Raw genomic sequence first — 17,261 nt, 5'->3', positions numbered from 1 at the left:
GCACCCGCTTTCGCGAGTTCGAGTGCGATTTCCTTGCCGATGCCGCTTGCGGCGCCCGTGACGACTGCGGTCTTGCCATTCAGGTTGCTCATTTCGAATTTCCCGTGGTGAAAGGATTGACAGGGAGAAAAGACTGCGGACGTGTTACTGAGCCAGGTAATCGTAGACGACTTCGCCCAGGCCGAGTGTCAAATCTGCTACGAGGTGGCGTGCCTCGACGATCTCGAGGACCGGCAGATCGGCCACCGGCGCGAGCGCGTGCGGCGCCAGTTCGAGCGATGCGGGGCCCGTCCACGCGCCCTTCATCTTGATGTCCTGCATGTAGTAGCGCACCAGTTCGCACACACGTGCGGTGCCGTCGACGTGCGGGATGATCTTCAGCAGGAAGTTCGGGCCGGCGAGCCGCTTCAGCTGCTCGTCGATGTCGAGTTCCTTGTGCTTGTAGCCCATCGTGCCGGTCGCGACGCGAACCTTGCCGTAGTCGAGCGTGCCCAGGATGTGATCGGTGTTCACGTGCAGCGTGGGCGATGCGAGCTTCTTCGGGAAACCCCACAGTTCGCGGCCGCCGGCGATCGGCGGGTGATCGTCGAGATACATCGCGAGCGTGTAGCCGCCGGCCTGACCGTTGTATTCGACGGGGATCACCTGGCCGCTTTCGGTGTAGTCGCCGAAGCCGGTCGAATCGGCCATGCGAATGAATTCGTAATGAACGAGCGGCTCGGTGATCTGCAGCGGCTCGGGGACAATTTCACGGAGACGATCCGGATCGGTGCGATACGTGATGATCAGAAACTCACGATCGACGAAACGGTACGGGCCCATCGGGAACGCGGGGCTGGTCAACGGCATCGCAAACGCTTTCGATCGGACATCGCTGGGTTTCATGCGGACTCCTTGTTGTTGATCGCTTCGTGGATGAGTGGTCGTAATCGTATGCCTGTGCGTTGCCGTTGTGCGATGCCGCATCTGGAATTAATTGTTGCCGATTTCGACGTATCAGCGATGTAAATATTGAGGCGAGCGACACAAACGGCGCGAATTGCGCCCGGCGGCCCGATATTCGCATGCGTCAGTGACGCCACGATGTGAAAAAGGTGAGGTTTTACGGGATAGGTGGTGAGGTTTTACGGGAGAAGGTCGCGCGAGAATGTGACAATTGTGTGAACTTGTGTTGCAGTGCAGGCTCTAAGTGCGTTCGCCGCGGCGAACCGGCCACGGTTCAGGCGACCCGAGTACCGGCGCAGGTCGCCCGGCGCACTAAGCACCACTTAAGCGAGTGAGCACTAGCATCGTTCGCATCCGACCGGCACGACCGGTCCCCCACTCACGTTTCACGCAACCGGATTCATGCAGAACCTCAATCTCACCCTGTTTTCCGCCATCAATGCAGGCGCCGTGCCGAACCACGGCGTGGCCCGCCTCGCGATCTTCGCCGCCGACTGGCTCGTCTATGCGCTGCCCGTCATGCTGTTGCTGACCTGGATTTTCGGCGAGCGGCCGACGCGGCGTCAGGCGATCGAAGCCGGAGTTGGCACTTGCCTGGCGCTCCTGCTCGCGCAGGTGATCGGGCATTTCTGGTTCTCCCCGCGGCCGTTCATGGCCGGCGTCGGCGCGCAACTGATTCCGCATTCGCCGGACAGTTCGTTTCCGAGCGATCACATGACGTTCGCATGGAGCCTCGCGGTCGGCATGCTGCTCGCCGGTACGACACGGCTGACCGGGTTCGTGATGGTCGCGATGGCCGTGGCGATCGCATGGGGCCGCGTATATGCCGGCGTGCACTGGCCGTTCGACATGGCGGGCGGCGTGCTGGTCGGCACGGCCGGTGCGCTGGCCGCGCACCTGTACGGGCAACGTGTGGTCGAGCCGATCGAACGGATCGGCGACGCGGTGCACGCAGTCATGATGGGGCGCGAGCGCGCGCCGTAAGCGGGAAGAGCAGGAGAAGTACGGGCCGGACGCCGTCAGCCGGGCGTCTTGGCCGATTCGGCCGAAGCGGACGTGCCGCCGCCCGCATCGTGCAGTTCGGGCGTCTCGCCCGGGTGTTGCGCGGCGTCGCGTTCGAGCGAGCTTTCCTTCAGGATCGCGCACATCGCGACGAACAGCGCGAGAACGACAGCGGCCAGGCCGCAATATCCGGCGATCTTCAGGTTGCGAAGGAACGGCGACGCGTGGCTTTCTTTTGTCATGACCGGGCGCTCCTGTACGGGCTGCGGCGGCTGTCGTCCGACAGCGGCGTCGCAGACATACATATATACCAGCCGCGCCGCCGATGCCAACCCCGCCGGCGCGCGCCCTTTCGCGGTCAGTCTTCCAGCGTCTCGTGCACGGCCGCCGCGCCACGCTTCCAGTATGCCGCCGCGCGGATTCGCGACTTGTGGACCCCGCGCTCGCCGGTCAGGTGCAGGCGCACCGCGCGCATCGACTGCGCTTCGCCGGCCGCCCACACGTAACCCTCGCCGGACGGCGGCAGCGGCAGTTCGCGCACGGCGTTCAGCAGCACGTCTTCGTCCGCTGCATCCGCTTCGGCGCGAAAGCGCCAGATTTCATGCACGTCGGCGCGCGTATCGAACGCGATCTGCGCGGTGCGGTCCGCGACTTCCAGCACCACTGCTGCACGCGAGCCGGCCGGCAATTGCTCGAGACGCCGTGCGATCGCCGGCAGCGCCGTATCGTCACCGATCAGCAGATGCCAGTCGAAATCGATCGGGACCACGAACGACCCGCGCGGGCCGCCGATACCGAGCCACTGGCCGACGCGTGCCTGCGCGGCCCACTGCGATGCGGGGCCCGGATGGTTCAGCACGAATTCCAGATCCAGTTCGCAGGCGGCGCGGTCGAAGCGGCGCGGCGTGAAGTCGCGCGCGATGGGCTTCGGTTCGCCCTCCGGAAATTCCGGGCCGTTCGCGCCGAGCGTTGGCAGCGCCGGCCGATCGGCGCCGGGCGGCGGGAAAAACACCTTCACGTGATCGTCGAACGACGACGATTCGAAATCTGCGAGATCGGGGCCGCCGAGCGTGACGCGCAGCAAGTGGGGCGTCACGGCGTGCACGCGCACGACCTGCAGCAGGCGGAACTTGAGGGTATGGCGCACGCGGGTGACGGCGCGTTCTGAGGTGTTTTGCATCAATCCGTTTTCCTATGGTTTGACGGGGCGGCGCGGCTTATGCGCCGGTGCCGCCTTCGATTTCGGCCGTCGCGCGGCGCATGATGGCCGCGATGCGACGCTGTTCGTCGGCATCGGCGGCGCTCTTGTGCAGCAGCGCGCGCTTCAGGGCGAGCCGGGCTTCGACGAACTCCGGCAGCCAGCCGGGCTGTGCTTCGTCCGGTGCTTCGCTGCCCGCCGCTTCGCCGGCGAAGGCGCGGCGCATGAATTCCATCTTGCGCGCGAGATGCGTGAGGCGCGCGAACAGGGTGTCGACGCGTTCGCGCTGCGCATCGAGATGCGCGCGGCCGGCGTCGGTGAGGGCGTAGCACTTGCGGTTGCCTTCCGCCTGCGACGCGACGAAGCCGACTTCCTCGAGATACGTGAGTGCCGGATACACCATGCCGGGGCTCGGGCTGTAGAAGCCGTTCGAACGTGTGTCGAGCGCCTTGATGAGCTCGTAGCCATGGCTCGGCTGCTCGGCGACGAGCGCGAGCAGCAGCAGTTGGAGATCGTCGGAGCTGAACTGGCGGCCGCGCGGCATGCCGTCGTCGCCGAAATCGCCAAAGCCGCCGCGTCCGCCACGGCCGCCGAACGGGCCGCCACCGAACGGATCGTGGCCGCGCCGATGGCGGCCGATCGCGTGCCAGAGACCGGCGAACCATTCAGGGCCGGCATGCGCACCATGACCGTCGCATCGGGCATGGCCGCGGGAGGGGTTGTGTCGCATGATCGTGTCCTATATGTCGAAAAACATATCTAAAGATATATATCGAAAGATAGGGTGTCAAGGGGGATTATTGGGGGGCGATGGCGGGGCAGGTGAGCGAATGACGGTTGGTTTGTGTCGGTTTGCAGAAAAGGTGGCCTTTTTTGCAGTATTTGAACAAAACTATTGATTTTCTGTTTGAATAGTTTTCATTGTGCATCCCAGTATTTTTGTCTGGTCGGGATGACCAGTCAGGCTTAGAGTGAAAGCCAAAATGCCGCAGAGCGTATGCGGTGACTTCGGGGGGAATAAGAAGATGGGCTCTGCCAAGCAGGATTACGTCCGTTTTTTTGCGCTGGCTTCACGTTCCGCAGCATGGTGTCGACGAGGCGGCGAAGCGCTTTGCCAATATGGTGATGGCTGATTTCGACGAGATTGCGGCCACTTCCCGGCAACGCAATGCGCGATCAGCAGCCTTGGCCAGTCTGGCCCGCCTGCACCTTGCGGCGAGCCCCGCTGAACTTCCCGAGATCGACATGCCGGCGGCAACCGAAGAGTGGTCGTGGCGGCGACTCAAGGAACTGACAGTCGGCCCCTTTCGAGGCTTTCGGCGCGAAGAGCAGTTCGATCTTCGCAGGCGGGTGATCCTGTTCTATGGGCCAAACGGGAGCGGGAAGGCCAGTCTTTGCGAGGCATTGGAACGGGGCCTATTGGGTTCGGTTGAGGAGGCGGAACTCAAGCGCATCGACGAGCGGCGATATCTCGCGAATATCCGTACGCGCAACTTTGTCGAGCCGCGCCTCGTCGTGACGGCCGCGAATGGCAATGACATTCAGGTGATTGCCGACGCCGACCGTTATCGATTTAGTTTTATCGAAAAAAACCGGATTGATGCCTTCTCCCGGATGGCCGCCCGGCCCCCAGCGCAACGCACTGAACTCATCGCGGTGTTGTTTGGCATGGACAAGTTCAACGACTTTGTCGGCCATTTCAACGAGCAGATGGATGCTGAACTCGTTCTTCGAAGTGACAAACAGACGGCGTTGCGACTCAAACGTGAAGGCATCGCCCGTGACCAGACGACCGCACGTGATGAAGCCCAGACGTTAGCCCGACATGATGAGGACGATGCAAGCTACGCGCAGGGGTATTTGGCGGGGACGACCTATGCGCGGTTAAAGGAAATCATCGGTACGCCGGAAGCACCTGGGCGCCTATACCTTGTCGCTGAGCTGGAAGCGCTTGATGCGAATCGGTGACGTGTCGGAGGGGGCAAGCCACTTGTCGATCAACCTTCGCAAACAATACCCGTCGTAGTTCATCGCACTCTCCATGACCCGTCACCGCGACTCGACCACCTTGTGAGTCCGCACCTTGGCACATGCGGTACCGTCAAGGCGCGGGTGCTCCGATTTGCCCTCGAGCAACTTGACTTCCAGGCTGGTGTCAGGCGGTAATTATCAGTCTAATGACTGATTTATACAGTCATGCGACTGATATATCAATGTCGCGATCCCTAGGAAAATCACTTATCAACCTGATAAATAGAAGAAATGTTGATGGGGTCTGATCTTTGCGTGCTCGGTTGACTGGTAATTATCAGTCGCGTGACATATTCTTTGTGACAAGGTGGTTGCTCGTCATGGTGGCTTGGGCGAGGACCGATGAACTGACTGCGATCGCTCGGTCGAGGGAAGATCGATATTTGAGCGGTTGGACTGTCCGAAGCGCACACCGGCGGCTGCCGGCAAGAGGTCAAAGATGAGGGAGCTGGCGATTGAACTGACAGGGGCTAAAGAGTTGGCCGACGAGCCAAAGCGCCGCGGTAACAGAACGACACGAATCCCCGAAATCGTGGAGGCCGCGATCAATGTGCTCGCGCAGTACGGTAACGTCGGGTTCGCTTTGCGCCGCGTGGCGAGCGATGTTGGGATCCACCTGGCGACCTTGCAGTACTACTTTCCGACCAGAGAAGACCTTTTGCGAGCGGCGTCGGAGGCCGTGGCAACACGATATCTGACGCTCTATGAAAGTGTGGTCGACGACGATGATCTATCGCCGGAGGCTCGGCTAGATGCCATCGCAGATATCGCCTTTGACGAGTTGGTCAAGCGTGGCACACACATTGCACCATTTTGCCTGGAAGTCTGGAGCATGGCCGAGCGCGAAGAATTTGCCCGAGACCTGGTTGCAAGTTTCAACCGTCGATTTCAGGAGACGTTCGCTCGATTGCTGGCCAAGATCAATCGATCGCTTACACCGCGGGAGTGCGCGTTACGCGGTCGTCTGCTGTACTCCCATTTGGCCGGTTTGATCGTTTTAGTCCGGCCGGCACATGGCGCATCTTCAGACGATGAAGCACTTCGCGCTGCGACGAAGGCTGTCTGGAGGGCGCTCAGCTACGCTCCACAGTAGCGCGGCACGAGAAGGGAATACAACGTAAATGACCCACTAATGATGGGGGAGACACATGTACGCACCTGTTCAACAGTTGTCGTCCGATCCACAAGACTTCGAGCGTCTGACATCGCAGCGGTTGTGCGAGGCGTTTGACGGCGAGCGGTTGGAACTCGAGGCTTCCCGGAATCGGCTTGAGCCGGTCGGAAAGATTACGAGGCGCCGATTAAGCAGCATTGAAATGCTGCGCTCCGAGGCGGCGACCTCCAGTCGTCCGTTTGGAATCCGTCGAGATTCGAAAAGCGGCAGAGGAGGGCAGGACGAGTTGATTCTGGTTGTCGTTCTGGCAAGTCAACTGTCATGCGAGATCGGGAACAGCTACTACACGCTGGCCGAGGGCGACATTGCGCTCATCGGCCCGGAGCATCCTAGCCGGATGGAGTTCTCGGCAGGCTTTGATGGGCTATGGGTACGTCTTCCGAAAATCGAATCACACATTCGACGCGTGATCTTTCAGGATGCGGTAGACAGAAAATTCGATAGCCGGCACGGGATCATGCATGTGCTGTTGAGAACGCTGCTGACCACATACGAGTCGGCGAACTCGATTGCAGGCGATAGCGTCCCGTGGTTGGAGAGCAGCTTGCTGGATCTCATCGTGGCGGCGGTAAGCGCCAGTTCGGTCGTGGCGGGAGAGGGGCGTGCAACGATGTATAGTCGCGCGACTCTGCAGCGGATCAAATCTCACATCGTCGCTAGGTTGCACGACGACACCCTTACCCCATCCTCCATCGCAAGCGCCATGGGCATAAGCGTGCGTCGCCTGAATGAACTCTTCGCTCAATGTCAGACGACGGTAACGGAGTGGATCATCGCGGAGCGACTCGAGCGATGCAGAAGACGATTGCTTCTCAGAAGCCAGGTTAAGGAAACAATTTGCCAGGTTGCGTACGAAGAAGGATTCAAGAACATTAGCCACTTCAATCGAGCCTTCAAGAATCGATTTGGCGAAAGCCCGGGCCAACTGAGAGATCGTATCCGCCGCGAGGGCCTTTCGTCAGTCGACGCTGAAAGGGGCGTCCAGCTGGAAGTCATGTGAGCATCCGTGTGCCCGTGCCCGCGCTGACGCACCACGTTCCACCGCGCGAACGCGCGATCAACTAAAGTCCATCGCCCTCTGCGGCATGACGCTCGTCATGCCGTCACACCGGGCATCCCTCCCAACGTTTCCACTCTGCAGCCGGCAGCATCGTCCATCGATGCTGTCGCGCGAAGCATCGCCATGTGATCCGCGGATGTCGCTGCCCGACAAGCAAAGCTTTTCCGCGCTGTGAGCAAAGGCGGACAGTTCGAGAACGCCTATTGTTCCTGTAACGGAAATGCGCGCGACGCTTACACCAACGGCCGCATACCGCAATAAGAGCCGATGCTTCGCCATGGGCAACTATCTAGGAGACGCAAGTGCCTGATACCACCATTCAAGGCCATCCTGCTTCTGCGCTGTTCGACGAAGAGGCGGGGACGATCAGTCCGCTGGTCTACTCCGACCAGGGTATCTACGAGCAGGAACTGGATCGCATTTTCGGGCGGTCGTGGCTGTTCATCGCTCACGAGAAACATATTCCCAAGACCGGGGATTTCTTCTCCACGTACATGGCGGAAGATCCCGTCGTTGCAGTTCGGCAAAAGGACGGGTCGGTCGCCGTCTTGCTCAATCAGTGCCGTCATCGCGGCATGAAGATTTGCCGTGCGGATCAGGGCAACGCAAAGGCATTCACATGCAGTTACCACGGTTGGGCCTATGGGATTGACGGCGCTCTCGTGAACGTCCCGTCAGAGGAGCACTACGGGCCGTGTTTCAACAAGGAAGAGTGGCCTGCAAGGCGCGTCCCTCGAGTTGAAAGCTACAAGGGTCTGATCTTCGCCAACTGGGACGAGCATGCGCAATCGCTGAAAGAATCGCTCGGCGAAGCTGCGCTGTACCTGGACGCACTGCTCGATCGGTCGCCTGCCGGTACGGAGCCGATCGGCGGGATCTACAAGTGGGTCATCCCCTGCAACTGGAAACTTGCCGCTGAGCAATTCGCCAGCGATATGCACCACGGGGTCATGTCGCATGTGTCTGTGCAAGTCGCGACAACACCGGAGTATGCGGGCAAGGAACTGCCGCTGCCGGGCCGTCAACTGTTATCGGACCAAGGACATGGCACGGGCTTTTTCCTTGCCCCGGGCCTTCATGAAGACTGGATTGTGTCGCAGGCTGGCCAGCGCGAGCCGGGATACGATTCGGTGGCCCTTGCTCAGCGGCATGCCGCTCACAACGCGGGCTTGAGCGCGGTGACCGCGCAACACATGACCGTGTTTCCCACGTTCTCATTTTTCGGAGGCGTGCACAGCTGCCGCGTCTGGCATCCGCGCGGCCCTGGCGAAATCGAGGTCTGGGCGTTCTGTCTGGTCGACTCCGACGCTTCACCTGCCGAGAAGGAGCAACTCCGGCAAGCCACGTTGCGTACCTTCTCTCCGGCTGGAACCTGGGAGCAGGACGACGGCGAGAACTGGGTCGAGATCCAGCGTGTGCTGCGCGGACATCAGGCGCGCCGTACCACCATGAGCATTCAGATGGGTAAGGATATCAATCCCGCTGCGGATCCCGCGTTCCCCGGCACTGTCGAGGGCTGCTACAGCGAGGAGGCCGCACGGCGACTCTATAGCCACTGGCTCAAGTTGATGTGTATTCCGACGCAACGCGATACGTGCGCCAAGGAGGCCGGCCATGGTTGCTAACGAAATCGCCGCGACGCGCGCGAACGCTGTTTCGGCAGCAGAGCACTTTGCGATCGAACAGTTCCTCTTTTTCGAAGCCGAGCTTCTCGACGGCAGGAACATCGCGGAGTGGATCGAGCTGATGGCCGACGACCTCCGTTATGTGATGCCGATCCGCCGCAACGTGGGGCCGCGCGAGCGAAAACTGGAATGGACCAGTCCTGATGAACTCGCGTACTTCGACGAAAGCAAGGAAAACCTCAAGCTTCGTCTACGCAAACTCCAATCGGGCGCCGCATGGGCCGAGGAGCCGCCGTCTCACACGCGACATCTGATCACGAACGTACGCGCAAGCGCTGCCGGGCAGGGCGAATACCTCGTCCGCTCGAACTTCCTCGCATATCGCAGCAGGTCGGAACGACAGACCGACTATCTGGTCGGGGAACGCCATGATCGCCTGCGCTGCGTCGATACGGACGCGGGATTTCAGATCGTCAGTCGGCGCATCTTGCTCGATCAGACGACGTTTCTCGCGAACAACCTCAGTTTCTTCCTTTGAGGGTGAGCGCAATGTCGTTTACCGATGTTTGCTCAGTATCGGACGTCCCAAGCGACGCCGGGTTGAGGATCGACACGGGACCCGAGGCGGTCGCCGTGTTCAAGATCGAAGGCGATTTCTACGCGATCGAGGACAAGTGTCCCCACGGCGACTGGTCCTTGTCAGACGGTTATCTGGATGGCGGCCTGATCGAATGCAGCCTGCATATGGCGAAGTTCTGCGTGAAGACCGGGAAGGTCTGTGCTCCGCCGGCGATACGCGACGTCAAGGTGTTTCCGATCAAGGTAGTGGGTGACCGGGTACTGATCGATCTTGAACCTGAGGCCGGCATATGAAACAGCCGCTTGCGATTGTCGGTTCGGGCCTCGCCGGTGTACGCGCGGCGCAGACGCTTCGTGCCAATGGGTATAGCGACAGGATCATCTTGGTCGGCGAGGAGGCTCAGCACCCGTACGAGCGACCTGCGTTATCGAAGGAAGCACTGTGCGGGGGCGCTCCGCCGGCGCTGTGCTCGACGGAAGACCTGAATACATTGGAGCTCGACTGGCGTCGAGGGTCGCGCGCGGTGTCGATTGACGGAGGCGTACTCGCGCTTGACGATGGCACGGCGGTGGCGACCGACGGCATTTTGCTGGCGACCGGCGCCCGGGCTCGCAAGGTCGACTTGCCCGGCGTGTCGTTGCCAGGCGTCCATACGCTACGTGCGCTGGATGATGCGTTCGCGCTTCGAGACGCGCTGGCGGCGCAGAGCGAGATCGTCGTCATCGGTGGTGGCCTGATTGGGTGCGAGGTCGCCAGCACCGCGCGGAAGGCAGGGCATGCGGTCACTGTCGTCGAGTCTGGCGAGGAACTGATGGAGCGCGCGCTCGGGCGAATGATGGGGCTTTGGGCGCGGGTCCAACTCCAGCAACTCGGTGTGGTCGTTCATCGATCTGCGACGGTCGCCTTGATCGAAGGCCATGCACGGGCGCGCGGCGTGAGATTGTCGAACGGCGCGTACTTGCCGGCTGACGTCGTTGTCCTGAGTGTGGGAGCCCAGCCATGCGACGAACTCGCACAAGCCGCAGGTGCGGCGTGTATGCGCGGCGTGGTCGTCGATGCCGCTGGCCGCAGCACCATTCCTGGAATCTTCGCTGCCGGTGACGTTGCCTCATGGCCGCTCGTAGAAGGCGGGCGCCGCTCTCTCGAGAGTTTTCTCAACAGCCAGGCGCAGGCGGCCGTCGCAGCATGCGCAATGATCGGGCGCGTGAACGAGCAGCCTCAGACCGCGCTTTCGTGGACCGAAATCGCCGGGCGAAAGATTCAACTTGCAGGCGATCTCACCGGCTCGGGAGAAATGGTTATTCGGGGCGATGAGTCAGGCGCGTCCTTTTCCGTATTCCGCGTATCGAACGGACGGGTGGCAGGCGTTGCGACAGTCGACGCCCCGCGTGAATACGCAACGGCCAAACGGCTCGTCGAGTCGCGAATCGCGGTGCAGACCAATCTGCTGGCCGATTCCTCTACCGAGCTTTGCAGCTTGCTTCGCTACAAGGTGAACTAAATGAAAAAACTGGAAAACCAGGTCGTGCTGGTGACAGGCGGCGCATCTGGCCTGGGCCGCGCCATCGTCGAGCGGTTCGTTTCGGAGGGCGCGCGGGTAGGCGTGCTTGACCGCTCGGCTGAGCGGATTGCCGAAATCCGCGATGCACTCGGTAATGCTGTGATGGGCTTCCAGGGCGATGTTACGTCGTATGAGGACAATCTTCGCGCAGTGAATGGATTGGTCGCTCAGTTCGGCCGCCTGGATTGCGCGATCGGGAACGCCGGGATCTGGGATTTCAAGACCGCACTGGTCGACCTCTCGGAAGACAAACTCTCTTCGGCGTTCGACGAATTGTTCGCCGTGAACGTGAAGGGCTATCTTCTGCTCGCCAAGGCCGCTTTGAAAGCGCTGGCCGAAAGTCGCGGGAGTCTGATCTTTACGGCATCGAACGCGTCGTTTCAGTCGGACGGTGGCGGCGTCCTCTACACGGCCAGCAAGCACGCAATTCGCGGCATCGTTACGCAACTCGCTTTCGAATTGGCGCCGTTCGTCCGCGTCAACGCCGTTGCTCCGGGGGGAATGATCACGAACCTCAGCGGCGTGAAGTCGCTCGGACTCTCGGATGCCACGATTCCGGCGGAGCCGTTCGTCGAAATGGCGCGCCATGTGGTGCCTATCGGTCATCTGCCGACTCCGGCCGACTACACCGGCGCCTATGTTTTCTTTGCGTCGCGCGAAGACAACGTGCCGGCGACGGGAACGGTCCTGCGACACGACGGTGGGTTGGCCGTTCAAGGGTTTATCGATTGCCGCGGGGGAGCCGGCTTGCTCGAAAAACTTGCAATCAATCAGGAGACAGTCGCATGAAGGTGCAATCGTTGGGTTATATCGGAATCGACGCTTCCGACTTGTCCGCCTGGAAACGGTACGCGACCAAGTTCCTGGGTTTGATGCCCGGAGAAAATGGCGCGTCCGGCGATCGCTACCGCATCGATAACCGTCTCTGGCGGATTTCGGTTGAACCAGGTGAGCGCGATGACATCGCCTATGCCGGATTCGAACTGGAAGGGCCGGAAGCACTCGCGCATATGGCCGGACACCTGCGGGACCTGGGTTACAGCGTCGAAAGCGATTCCGGCGAACTCGCACGTTGCCGGCAGGTGCGCGGGCTGGCACGTTGCGCCGATCCGTCCGGCTTGCCGGTGGAACTGTTCTGGGGGGCGACCGAACGCGGCGAAGCACCGTTTCGATCGGCGGTGGTCGACGGTTTCGAAACCGGCGACCAAGGGCTCGGGCATATCGTGCTGCTCGTTCCCGACCTCAAAGCAGCACTCAAATTCTACTGCCAGGGATTGGGCTTCAAGCTATCCGACATCATCACGATGCCGATCGGTCCCGACCGCACGCTCGAACTGCATTTCCTTCACTGCAACCCGAGGCATCACACGTTGGCTTTCGCCGAAATGCCGGCGCCGAAGCGCCTCCAGCACTTCATGTTGCAGGTGCCGTCGATCGACGACGTCGGCTTCGCGCTCGATCGCGCAGAGCAGCAGAGCGTGCCGGTCACGATGACGTTGGGTCGCCACACCAATGACCAGATGGTGTCCTTTTACGCGAGAACGCCGTCAGGATTCGAAGTCGAATACGGTGCGGGAGCGGTGAGCGTCGACGAGTCGTGGACGGTGGTGAATCACGATCGGATCAGCGTGTGGGGCCATCACCGTACCGGCCAGTGAGATTGGGAGAACAACATGAGTGAAGTGAATTTCCGCAGCGCGTTTGTCGAATTCGAAGGCACCCGAATCCACTACCAGGAGGCGGGCGAAGGTCCGGCTCTCATCATGCTTCAGGGATCGGGGCCGGGTGCGTCCGGTTGGTCGAACTATAGCCGCAACGCGCCGTTCTTCGCGCGCAGCCACCGTGTCATCGTGCCGGACCTCGCCGGGTGGGGCAAATCCGACATGAGGCCGGTTGGCGTATCGATTCCTGGCTGGTGGGCGAACTCGATTCTCGGTCTCATGGAATCTTTGTCCATTACGCAGGCTGACATCATCGGTAATTCGCTCGGAGGAATGATTGCCCTGAAGATGGCCTTGATTGCTCCGGACCGTGTCGGCCGGCTCGTGCTGATGGGACCGGCCGGCGGCTTCCCGACGCTTGGCCAATGGCCCACGCCCGCGATCCGCACGTTGGCGACCGCCTATGAGGGCGATGGCATTACGGCGGAAAAGGTGAAGAGTTTCATCAGCGAGAGCCTGTTCGATCAGTCGGCGATCACCGATGAACTGGTCAAGGGCAGACTTGAGGCGGCAATGGATCCGCGCATCATTGCGCAGCCGCCGATGCGCCTGGAATCCGGACAACCGATCGAAGAACTCTGGCGAGACCCGGGCCTTGCGACGCTGCCGCACCAGACACTGATCATTTGGGGCAGAGAGGACCGCGTGGTTCCGCTCGATACCGGAATGATCTATGTCAAGCGTATTCCCAATGCGCAACTCAACACCTTTCCGAAGTGCGGCCACTGGGCGCAATGGGAATGGGCGGATCGGTTCAATCGAGTCGTTTCGTCCTTCCTCTCGGAAGAGCGTTGACACGCGCGAGAAGCGCAGGGCGGCCGACGGGAATACGACGCCGACGATTGTTGAATCATGACGTAACTGGGATCTTTCATGGCAATGACAGGCCGGATGATGAGCACGCCCCTGCTCATCTCTTCGATCATAAGGCGCGCGGCCCGATACAACGGCGGCGTCGAGATTGTTTCGCGCAGCAGTGATGGCGACATTCATCGCTATACCTATCGGGAGTGCGAGTTCCGCGCGCGTAAGCTGGCCCAGGCGTTGGAGGCGCTCGACGTGCGACAAGGAGATCGCATCGGCACACTGGCATGGAATAGCTATCGTCATCTGGAGCTTTACTACGCCGTGCCAGGTGCGGGTGCGATCTGCCATACCATCAATCCACGATTGTTTCCTGAGCAGATCGTCCATATCGTCAACGATGCCGAAGACACGTACGTGTGTTTCGACGCTCAGTTCCTGCCCCTCGTCGAGGAAATCGGAGGACGGTGCCCAGGGATCACGGCATGGATCATGATGGCCGGTCGTGAGGACATGCCCGCCGCCAGCAAGGTCTCCTTGCTCTGCTACGAAGAATTGATCGGTGCGCAGGATGGAAATTTCGAATGGCCGATGTTGGACGAGAACCTCGCATCGGGCCTCTGCTATACGTCCGGTACGACCGGCAACCCGAAGGGCGTGCTGTACTCGCATCGTTCGACGGTTCTGCATACGTACGCTTCCGCCTTGCCCGACTCGCTGAGTTGTTCGGCGTCGGAGGTCATCATGCCCGTGGTTCCCATGTTCCACGTGAATGCATGGGGGCTGCCGTATTCAGCGCCCCTCGTCGGCGCGAAGTTGGTGCTTCCGGGGTCCAGGCTCGACGGCGCTTCTCTCTACGAGCTGCTCGAGCGGGAGAAGATCACGTTCTCCGCCGGCGTGCCGACTGTGTGGCTGGGTTTGCTCGAATACGTCCGATCGAACAATCTCGCGTTCTCGACATTCCGTCGAGCAGGTATCGGCGGGTCCGCCGTCTCCCGTTCGATGATTCGCGCCTTCAAAAGATTGGGTGTCGACGTGGTTCATGGCTGGGGCATGACGGAGACTTCGCCGATGGGCACCAGCTGCACGCTGCGAAGTCAGCGTGCAGCACTTTCCGAATCCGAGGAAGAAGAGATCCTCGAGAAGCAAGGTCCTGTGATTGCAGGCATAGACATCAAGATCGAAGATGGCGACGGTCACGAATTGCCCTGGGACGGCAAAGCGGCCGGCGACCTCTTCGTTCGTGGCCCGTGGGTGATCGATTCGTACTACGGAAACGACACGTCGCCGCTGCAGGATGGCTGGTTTCCAACTGGCGATGTAGCGACGATCGATGCGGATGGCTACATGCAGATCACCGATCGCAGCAAGGACGTCGTCAAATCCGGAGGTGAATGGATCTCGTCGATAGACATCGAGAACATCGCAGCGGCTCACCCAGCGGTACATATGGCCGCGTGCATTGCCGTGCGCCATCCGAAATGGGGCGAGCGCCCATTGTTGGTAGCGGTAAAAAAAGCCGGCGCGAATGTCAGTCGAGATGAATTGCTGCAGTTTTTTGATGGAAAGGTGGCGAAGTGGTGGGTTCCGGACGATGTGGTTTTCGTCGACGCCATGCCCATGACCGCGACCGGGAAATTTCAAAAAGCCGCACTGCGGGAGCAGTTCAAGGAGCATCGATTGCCGACGGCCTGAATTTCGAAGCTTATTGATGAAACACACCACCTATTCCAAGGCTGCGGAACGAACGTCAGTCCGCGCCGGAGATCTTGGTAGATGAGGTTTGGACGTATGGCTAATTCTTCTATTCAGCAAGCCGCGGATGCCTTGTACGAAGCCCGCAGTACGCGTATCCCGGTTTCCAGGATTTCGGAAAGGTTCGGGATCGAGAGTCTGCACGACGCGTATCGGGTAGCGGCGATCAACACGAACCGTGCTATCGACGCGGGGAAACGAATTTGCGGGAAGAAAGTCGGCTTGACATCGGTTGCGGTCCAGCGACAACTCGGGGTCGACCAGCCGGATTTCGGCGTCCTGTTCACGGATATGGAGTTTGTCAGCGGCGCAGACATTCCGGTTAGTCGCCTGATTCAGCCCAAGGCCGAGGGCGAGGTGGCTTTCGTCATCGGGCGCGACCTGACCGAGGAACTGAGCTGGGGCCGATTCCTGCATGGCATCGAGTACGCATTGCCCGCGATCGAGGTTGTCGACAGCGCGATCGAGAACTGGAGCATCACGCTCGTCGATACGGTCGCGGACAACGCCTCTTGCGGCCTTTATGTCCTGGGCACGGATCCGAAACGCATTTCCGATCTCGATCTCGCTACTTGCAAGATGCGCTTCCTGAAAACGGACGAGCTTGTCTCGGAGGGGCATGGGGCTGCCTGCCTGGGCCATCCGCTACTCGCCGCCTGGTGGCTCGCCCGGACGATGCAACAACTCGGCGATCCGCTTCGCGCTGGCGATGTCGTGCTGTCGGGTGCGTTGGGGCCGATGTTCCCTGTACGCGAAGGCGACGCATTGCAGCTGGAAGTCGGCGGGCTAGGCAAAGTTTCCTGTATCGCTGCGTAGGCGATCGATTTTAACGAGCGGGAGAATCCATGGCAGGCAAGTTGAAAGTCGCGATCATCGGGTCGGGCAATATCGGCACCGATTTGATGATCAAAATCATGCGACACGGTGATCATCTCGAGATGGGGGCGATGGTCGGCATCGATGCCGCTTCCGACGGTCTCGCGCGTGCGGCACGCATGGGCGTCGCGACGACGCACGAAGGCGTCGAGGGGCTTACGCGCCTGCCGGTGTTTGGGGATATCGATATCGTCTTTGACGCGACGAGCGCGGCAGCGCATGTGAAGAACGACGCATTCTTGCGGGGGTTCAAGCCAAACGTTCGCATGATCGACCTGACGCCGGCCGCGATCGGCCCGTACTGCGTGCCGGTTGTGAATCTCGACGCGCACGTCAATACGCTGAACGTCAACATGGTGACGTGCGGCGGCCAGGCGACCATTCCGATGGTGGCAGCGGTGTCGCGCGTCGCAAAAGTGCATTACGGCGAGATCATTGCCTCCATTTCGAGCAAATCCGCTGGGCCCGGCACGCGCGCGAACATCGACGAGTTCACGGAGACGACGTCCAAAGCGATCGAGCAGGTTGGCGGCGCGGCAAAGGGGAAAGCCATCATCATCCTCAATCCGGCCGATCCGCCCCTCATCATGCGTGACACGGTTTATTGTCTGTCCGATTCGGCCGACGAAGAGGCGGTGGAGCGGTCGATCGAGGACATGGTCGCCGCCGTCAATCGCTATGTGCCCGGCTATCGCCTCAAGCAACGGGTGCAATTCGATCGGATAGAAGCCCATGCACCCTTGAATATCCCGGGTGTGGGCGCGCGTATGACAGGGCTCAAAACCTCGGTGTTCCTCGAGGTAGAGGGCGCCGCGCATTATCTGCCGTCCTACGCCGGCAATCTCGACATCATGACCTCCGCGGCGAAGGCTTGTGCTGAGCGCATGGCCGCCGAGATGGTCGCCCATGCTACGACCTAGGGGAAACAC

General features: G+C 60.7%; 19 protein-coding genes. 14 read left to right on the top strand and 5 right to left on the bottom strand.

From position 1 onward, the window contains the following. Together DIE13_RS28780 and DIE13_RS28775 are read right to left on the bottom strand one after the other, a co-directional pair. Window positions 1-92, bottom strand: a 92-nt coding sequence (locus tag DIE13_RS28780) for an SDR family NAD(P)-dependent oxidoreductase (protein WP_124488979.1), incomplete at its 3' end; no start/stop codon positions are given. A 52-nt stretch (window positions 93-144) separates the two neighbouring features. Then, window positions 145-885, bottom strand: a complete 741-nt coding sequence (locus DIE13_RS28775; RefSeq protein ID WP_096501016.1) for an acetoacetate decarboxylase — start codon at window positions 883-885, stop codon at window positions 145-147. Between the two features lie 462 nt (window positions 886-1,347). Here DIE13_RS28775 and DIE13_RS28765 point away from each other — a divergent pair, with 462 nt between their 5' ends. Beyond that, window positions 1,348-1,929 carry an undecaprenyl-diphosphatase gene (locus DIE13_RS28765; protein ID WP_124830436.1) on the top strand — a complete coding sequence of 194 codons (582 nt, stop codon included), beginning with the start codon at window positions 1,348-1,350 and terminating at the stop codon, window positions 1,927-1,929. 35 nt (window positions 1,930-1,964) lie between these two features. On the opposite strand, the gene DIE13_RS28760 is transcribed toward DIE13_RS28765, so the two are convergent. From DIE13_RS28760 to DIE13_RS28750, 3 genes are all read right to left on the bottom strand, one after another. Next, window positions 1,965-2,189 carry a hypothetical protein gene (locus tag DIE13_RS28760; protein ID WP_124830435.1) on the bottom strand — a complete coding sequence of 75 codons (225 nt, stop codon included), beginning with the start codon at window positions 2,187-2,189 and terminating at the stop codon, window positions 1,965-1,967. A 116-nt stretch (window positions 2,190-2,305) separates the two neighbouring features. Beyond that, the gene (locus tag DIE13_RS28755) at window positions 2,306-3,127 is read right to left on the bottom strand and encodes a siderophore-interacting protein (RefSeq protein ID WP_124830434.1); all 822 of its coding nucleotides are present in this window, start codon (window positions 3,125-3,127) and stop codon (window positions 2,306-2,308) included. A 37-nt stretch (window positions 3,128-3,164) separates the two neighbouring features. Beyond that, window positions 3,165-3,875, bottom strand: a complete 711-nt coding sequence (locus DIE13_RS28750) for a PadR family transcriptional regulator (protein ID WP_124830433.1) — start codon at window positions 3,873-3,875, stop codon at window positions 3,165-3,167. Between the two features lie 329 nt (window positions 3,876-4,204). On the opposite strand from DIE13_RS28750, the gene DIE13_RS28745 reads away from it, so the two are divergent. From DIE13_RS28745 to DIE13_RS28685, 13 genes are all read left to right on the top strand, one after another. Beyond that, a complete protein-coding gene (locus DIE13_RS28745; protein WP_124830432.1) occupies window positions 4,205-5,113 on the top strand; it encodes an AAA family ATPase in 909 nt (302 codons plus the stop codon). A 502-nt stretch (window positions 5,114-5,615) separates the two neighbouring features. Further along, on the top strand, window positions 5,616-6,269 hold the full coding sequence (locus DIE13_RS28740) for a TetR/AcrR family transcriptional regulator (protein ID WP_105819060.1): 654 nt from the start codon (window positions 5,616-5,618) through the stop codon (window positions 6,267-6,269). Window positions 6,270-6,324: 55 nt separating this feature from the next. Next, window positions 6,325-7,350 carry a helix-turn-helix domain-containing protein gene (locus DIE13_RS28735; RefSeq protein WP_124830431.1) on the top strand — a complete coding sequence of 342 codons (1,026 nt, stop codon included), beginning with the start codon at window positions 6,325-6,327 and terminating at the stop codon, window positions 7,348-7,350. 362 nt (window positions 7,351-7,712) lie between these two features. Then, entirely contained in the window at window positions 7,713-9,035 is a 1,323-nt protein-coding gene (locus DIE13_RS28730) for an aromatic ring-hydroxylating dioxygenase subunit alpha (RefSeq protein WP_124830430.1), read from the top strand. Then, window positions 9,025-9,573, top strand: coding sequence for a 3-phenylpropionate/cinnamic acid dioxygenase subunit beta (locus DIE13_RS28725; protein WP_124830429.1), 549 nt, complete (start codon window positions 9,025-9,027; stop codon window positions 9,571-9,573). Before DIE13_RS28730 ends, DIE13_RS28725 begins: the two co-directional genes overlap by 11 nt. A gap of 11 nt (window positions 9,574-9,584) precedes the next feature. After that, window positions 9,585-9,908: a bifunctional 3-phenylpropionate/cinnamic acid dioxygenase ferredoxin subunit gene (locus DIE13_RS28720; RefSeq protein WP_124830428.1), complete on the top strand. Its 324-nt coding sequence runs from the start codon at window positions 9,585-9,587 to the stop codon at window positions 9,906-9,908. After that, window positions 9,905-11,116, top strand: a complete 1,212-nt coding sequence (locus DIE13_RS28715; RefSeq protein ID WP_124830427.1) for an NAD(P)/FAD-dependent oxidoreductase — start codon at window positions 9,905-9,907, stop codon at window positions 11,114-11,116. Before DIE13_RS28720 ends, DIE13_RS28715 begins: the two co-directional genes overlap by 4 nt. Next, window positions 11,117-11,965: a 3-(cis-5,6-dihydroxycyclohexa-1,3-dien-1-yl)propanoate dehydrogenase gene (hcaB, locus tag DIE13_RS28710; protein ID WP_124830426.1), complete on the top strand. Its 849-nt coding sequence runs from the start codon at window positions 11,117-11,119 to the stop codon at window positions 11,963-11,965. Continuing rightward, window positions 11,962-12,834: a VOC family protein gene (locus DIE13_RS28705; RefSeq protein WP_124830425.1), complete on the top strand. Its 873-nt coding sequence runs from the start codon at window positions 11,962-11,964 to the stop codon at window positions 12,832-12,834. The genes hcaB and DIE13_RS28705 overlap by 4 nt, the downstream gene beginning before the upstream one ends. A gap of 15 nt (window positions 12,835-12,849) precedes the next feature. Next, window positions 12,850-13,692 (top strand): alpha/beta fold hydrolase, encoded by an 843-nt coding sequence (locus DIE13_RS28700; RefSeq protein ID WP_124830424.1) that lies wholly within the window; start codon window positions 12,850-12,852, stop codon window positions 13,690-13,692. Between the two features lie 78 nt (window positions 13,693-13,770). Further along, window positions 13,771-15,396, top strand: coding sequence for a 3-(methylthio)propionyl-CoA ligase (locus tag DIE13_RS28695; RefSeq protein ID WP_124830423.1), 1,626 nt, complete (start codon window positions 13,771-13,773; stop codon window positions 15,394-15,396). A gap of 96 nt (window positions 15,397-15,492) precedes the next feature. Further along, window positions 15,493-16,272, top strand: a complete 780-nt coding sequence (locus DIE13_RS28690) for a 2-keto-4-pentenoate hydratase (protein WP_124830422.1) — start codon at window positions 15,493-15,495, stop codon at window positions 16,270-16,272. Window positions 16,273-16,301: 29 nt separating this feature from the next. Then, a complete protein-coding gene (locus DIE13_RS28685) occupies window positions 16,302-17,252 on the top strand; it encodes an acetaldehyde dehydrogenase (acetylating) (RefSeq protein WP_124830421.1) in 951 nt (316 codons plus the stop codon). Window positions 17,253-17,261: the final 9 nt, after the last annotated feature.

The sequence above is a fragment of the Burkholderia sp. Bp9016 genome (assembly GCF_003857765.1).
Classification (GTDB): Bacteria; Pseudomonadota; Gammaproteobacteria; order Burkholderiales; family Burkholderiaceae; genus Burkholderia.
Note: the sequence above shows the minus strand (reverse complement) of the source record. Positions and strands in the feature narration are given on the sequence as shown.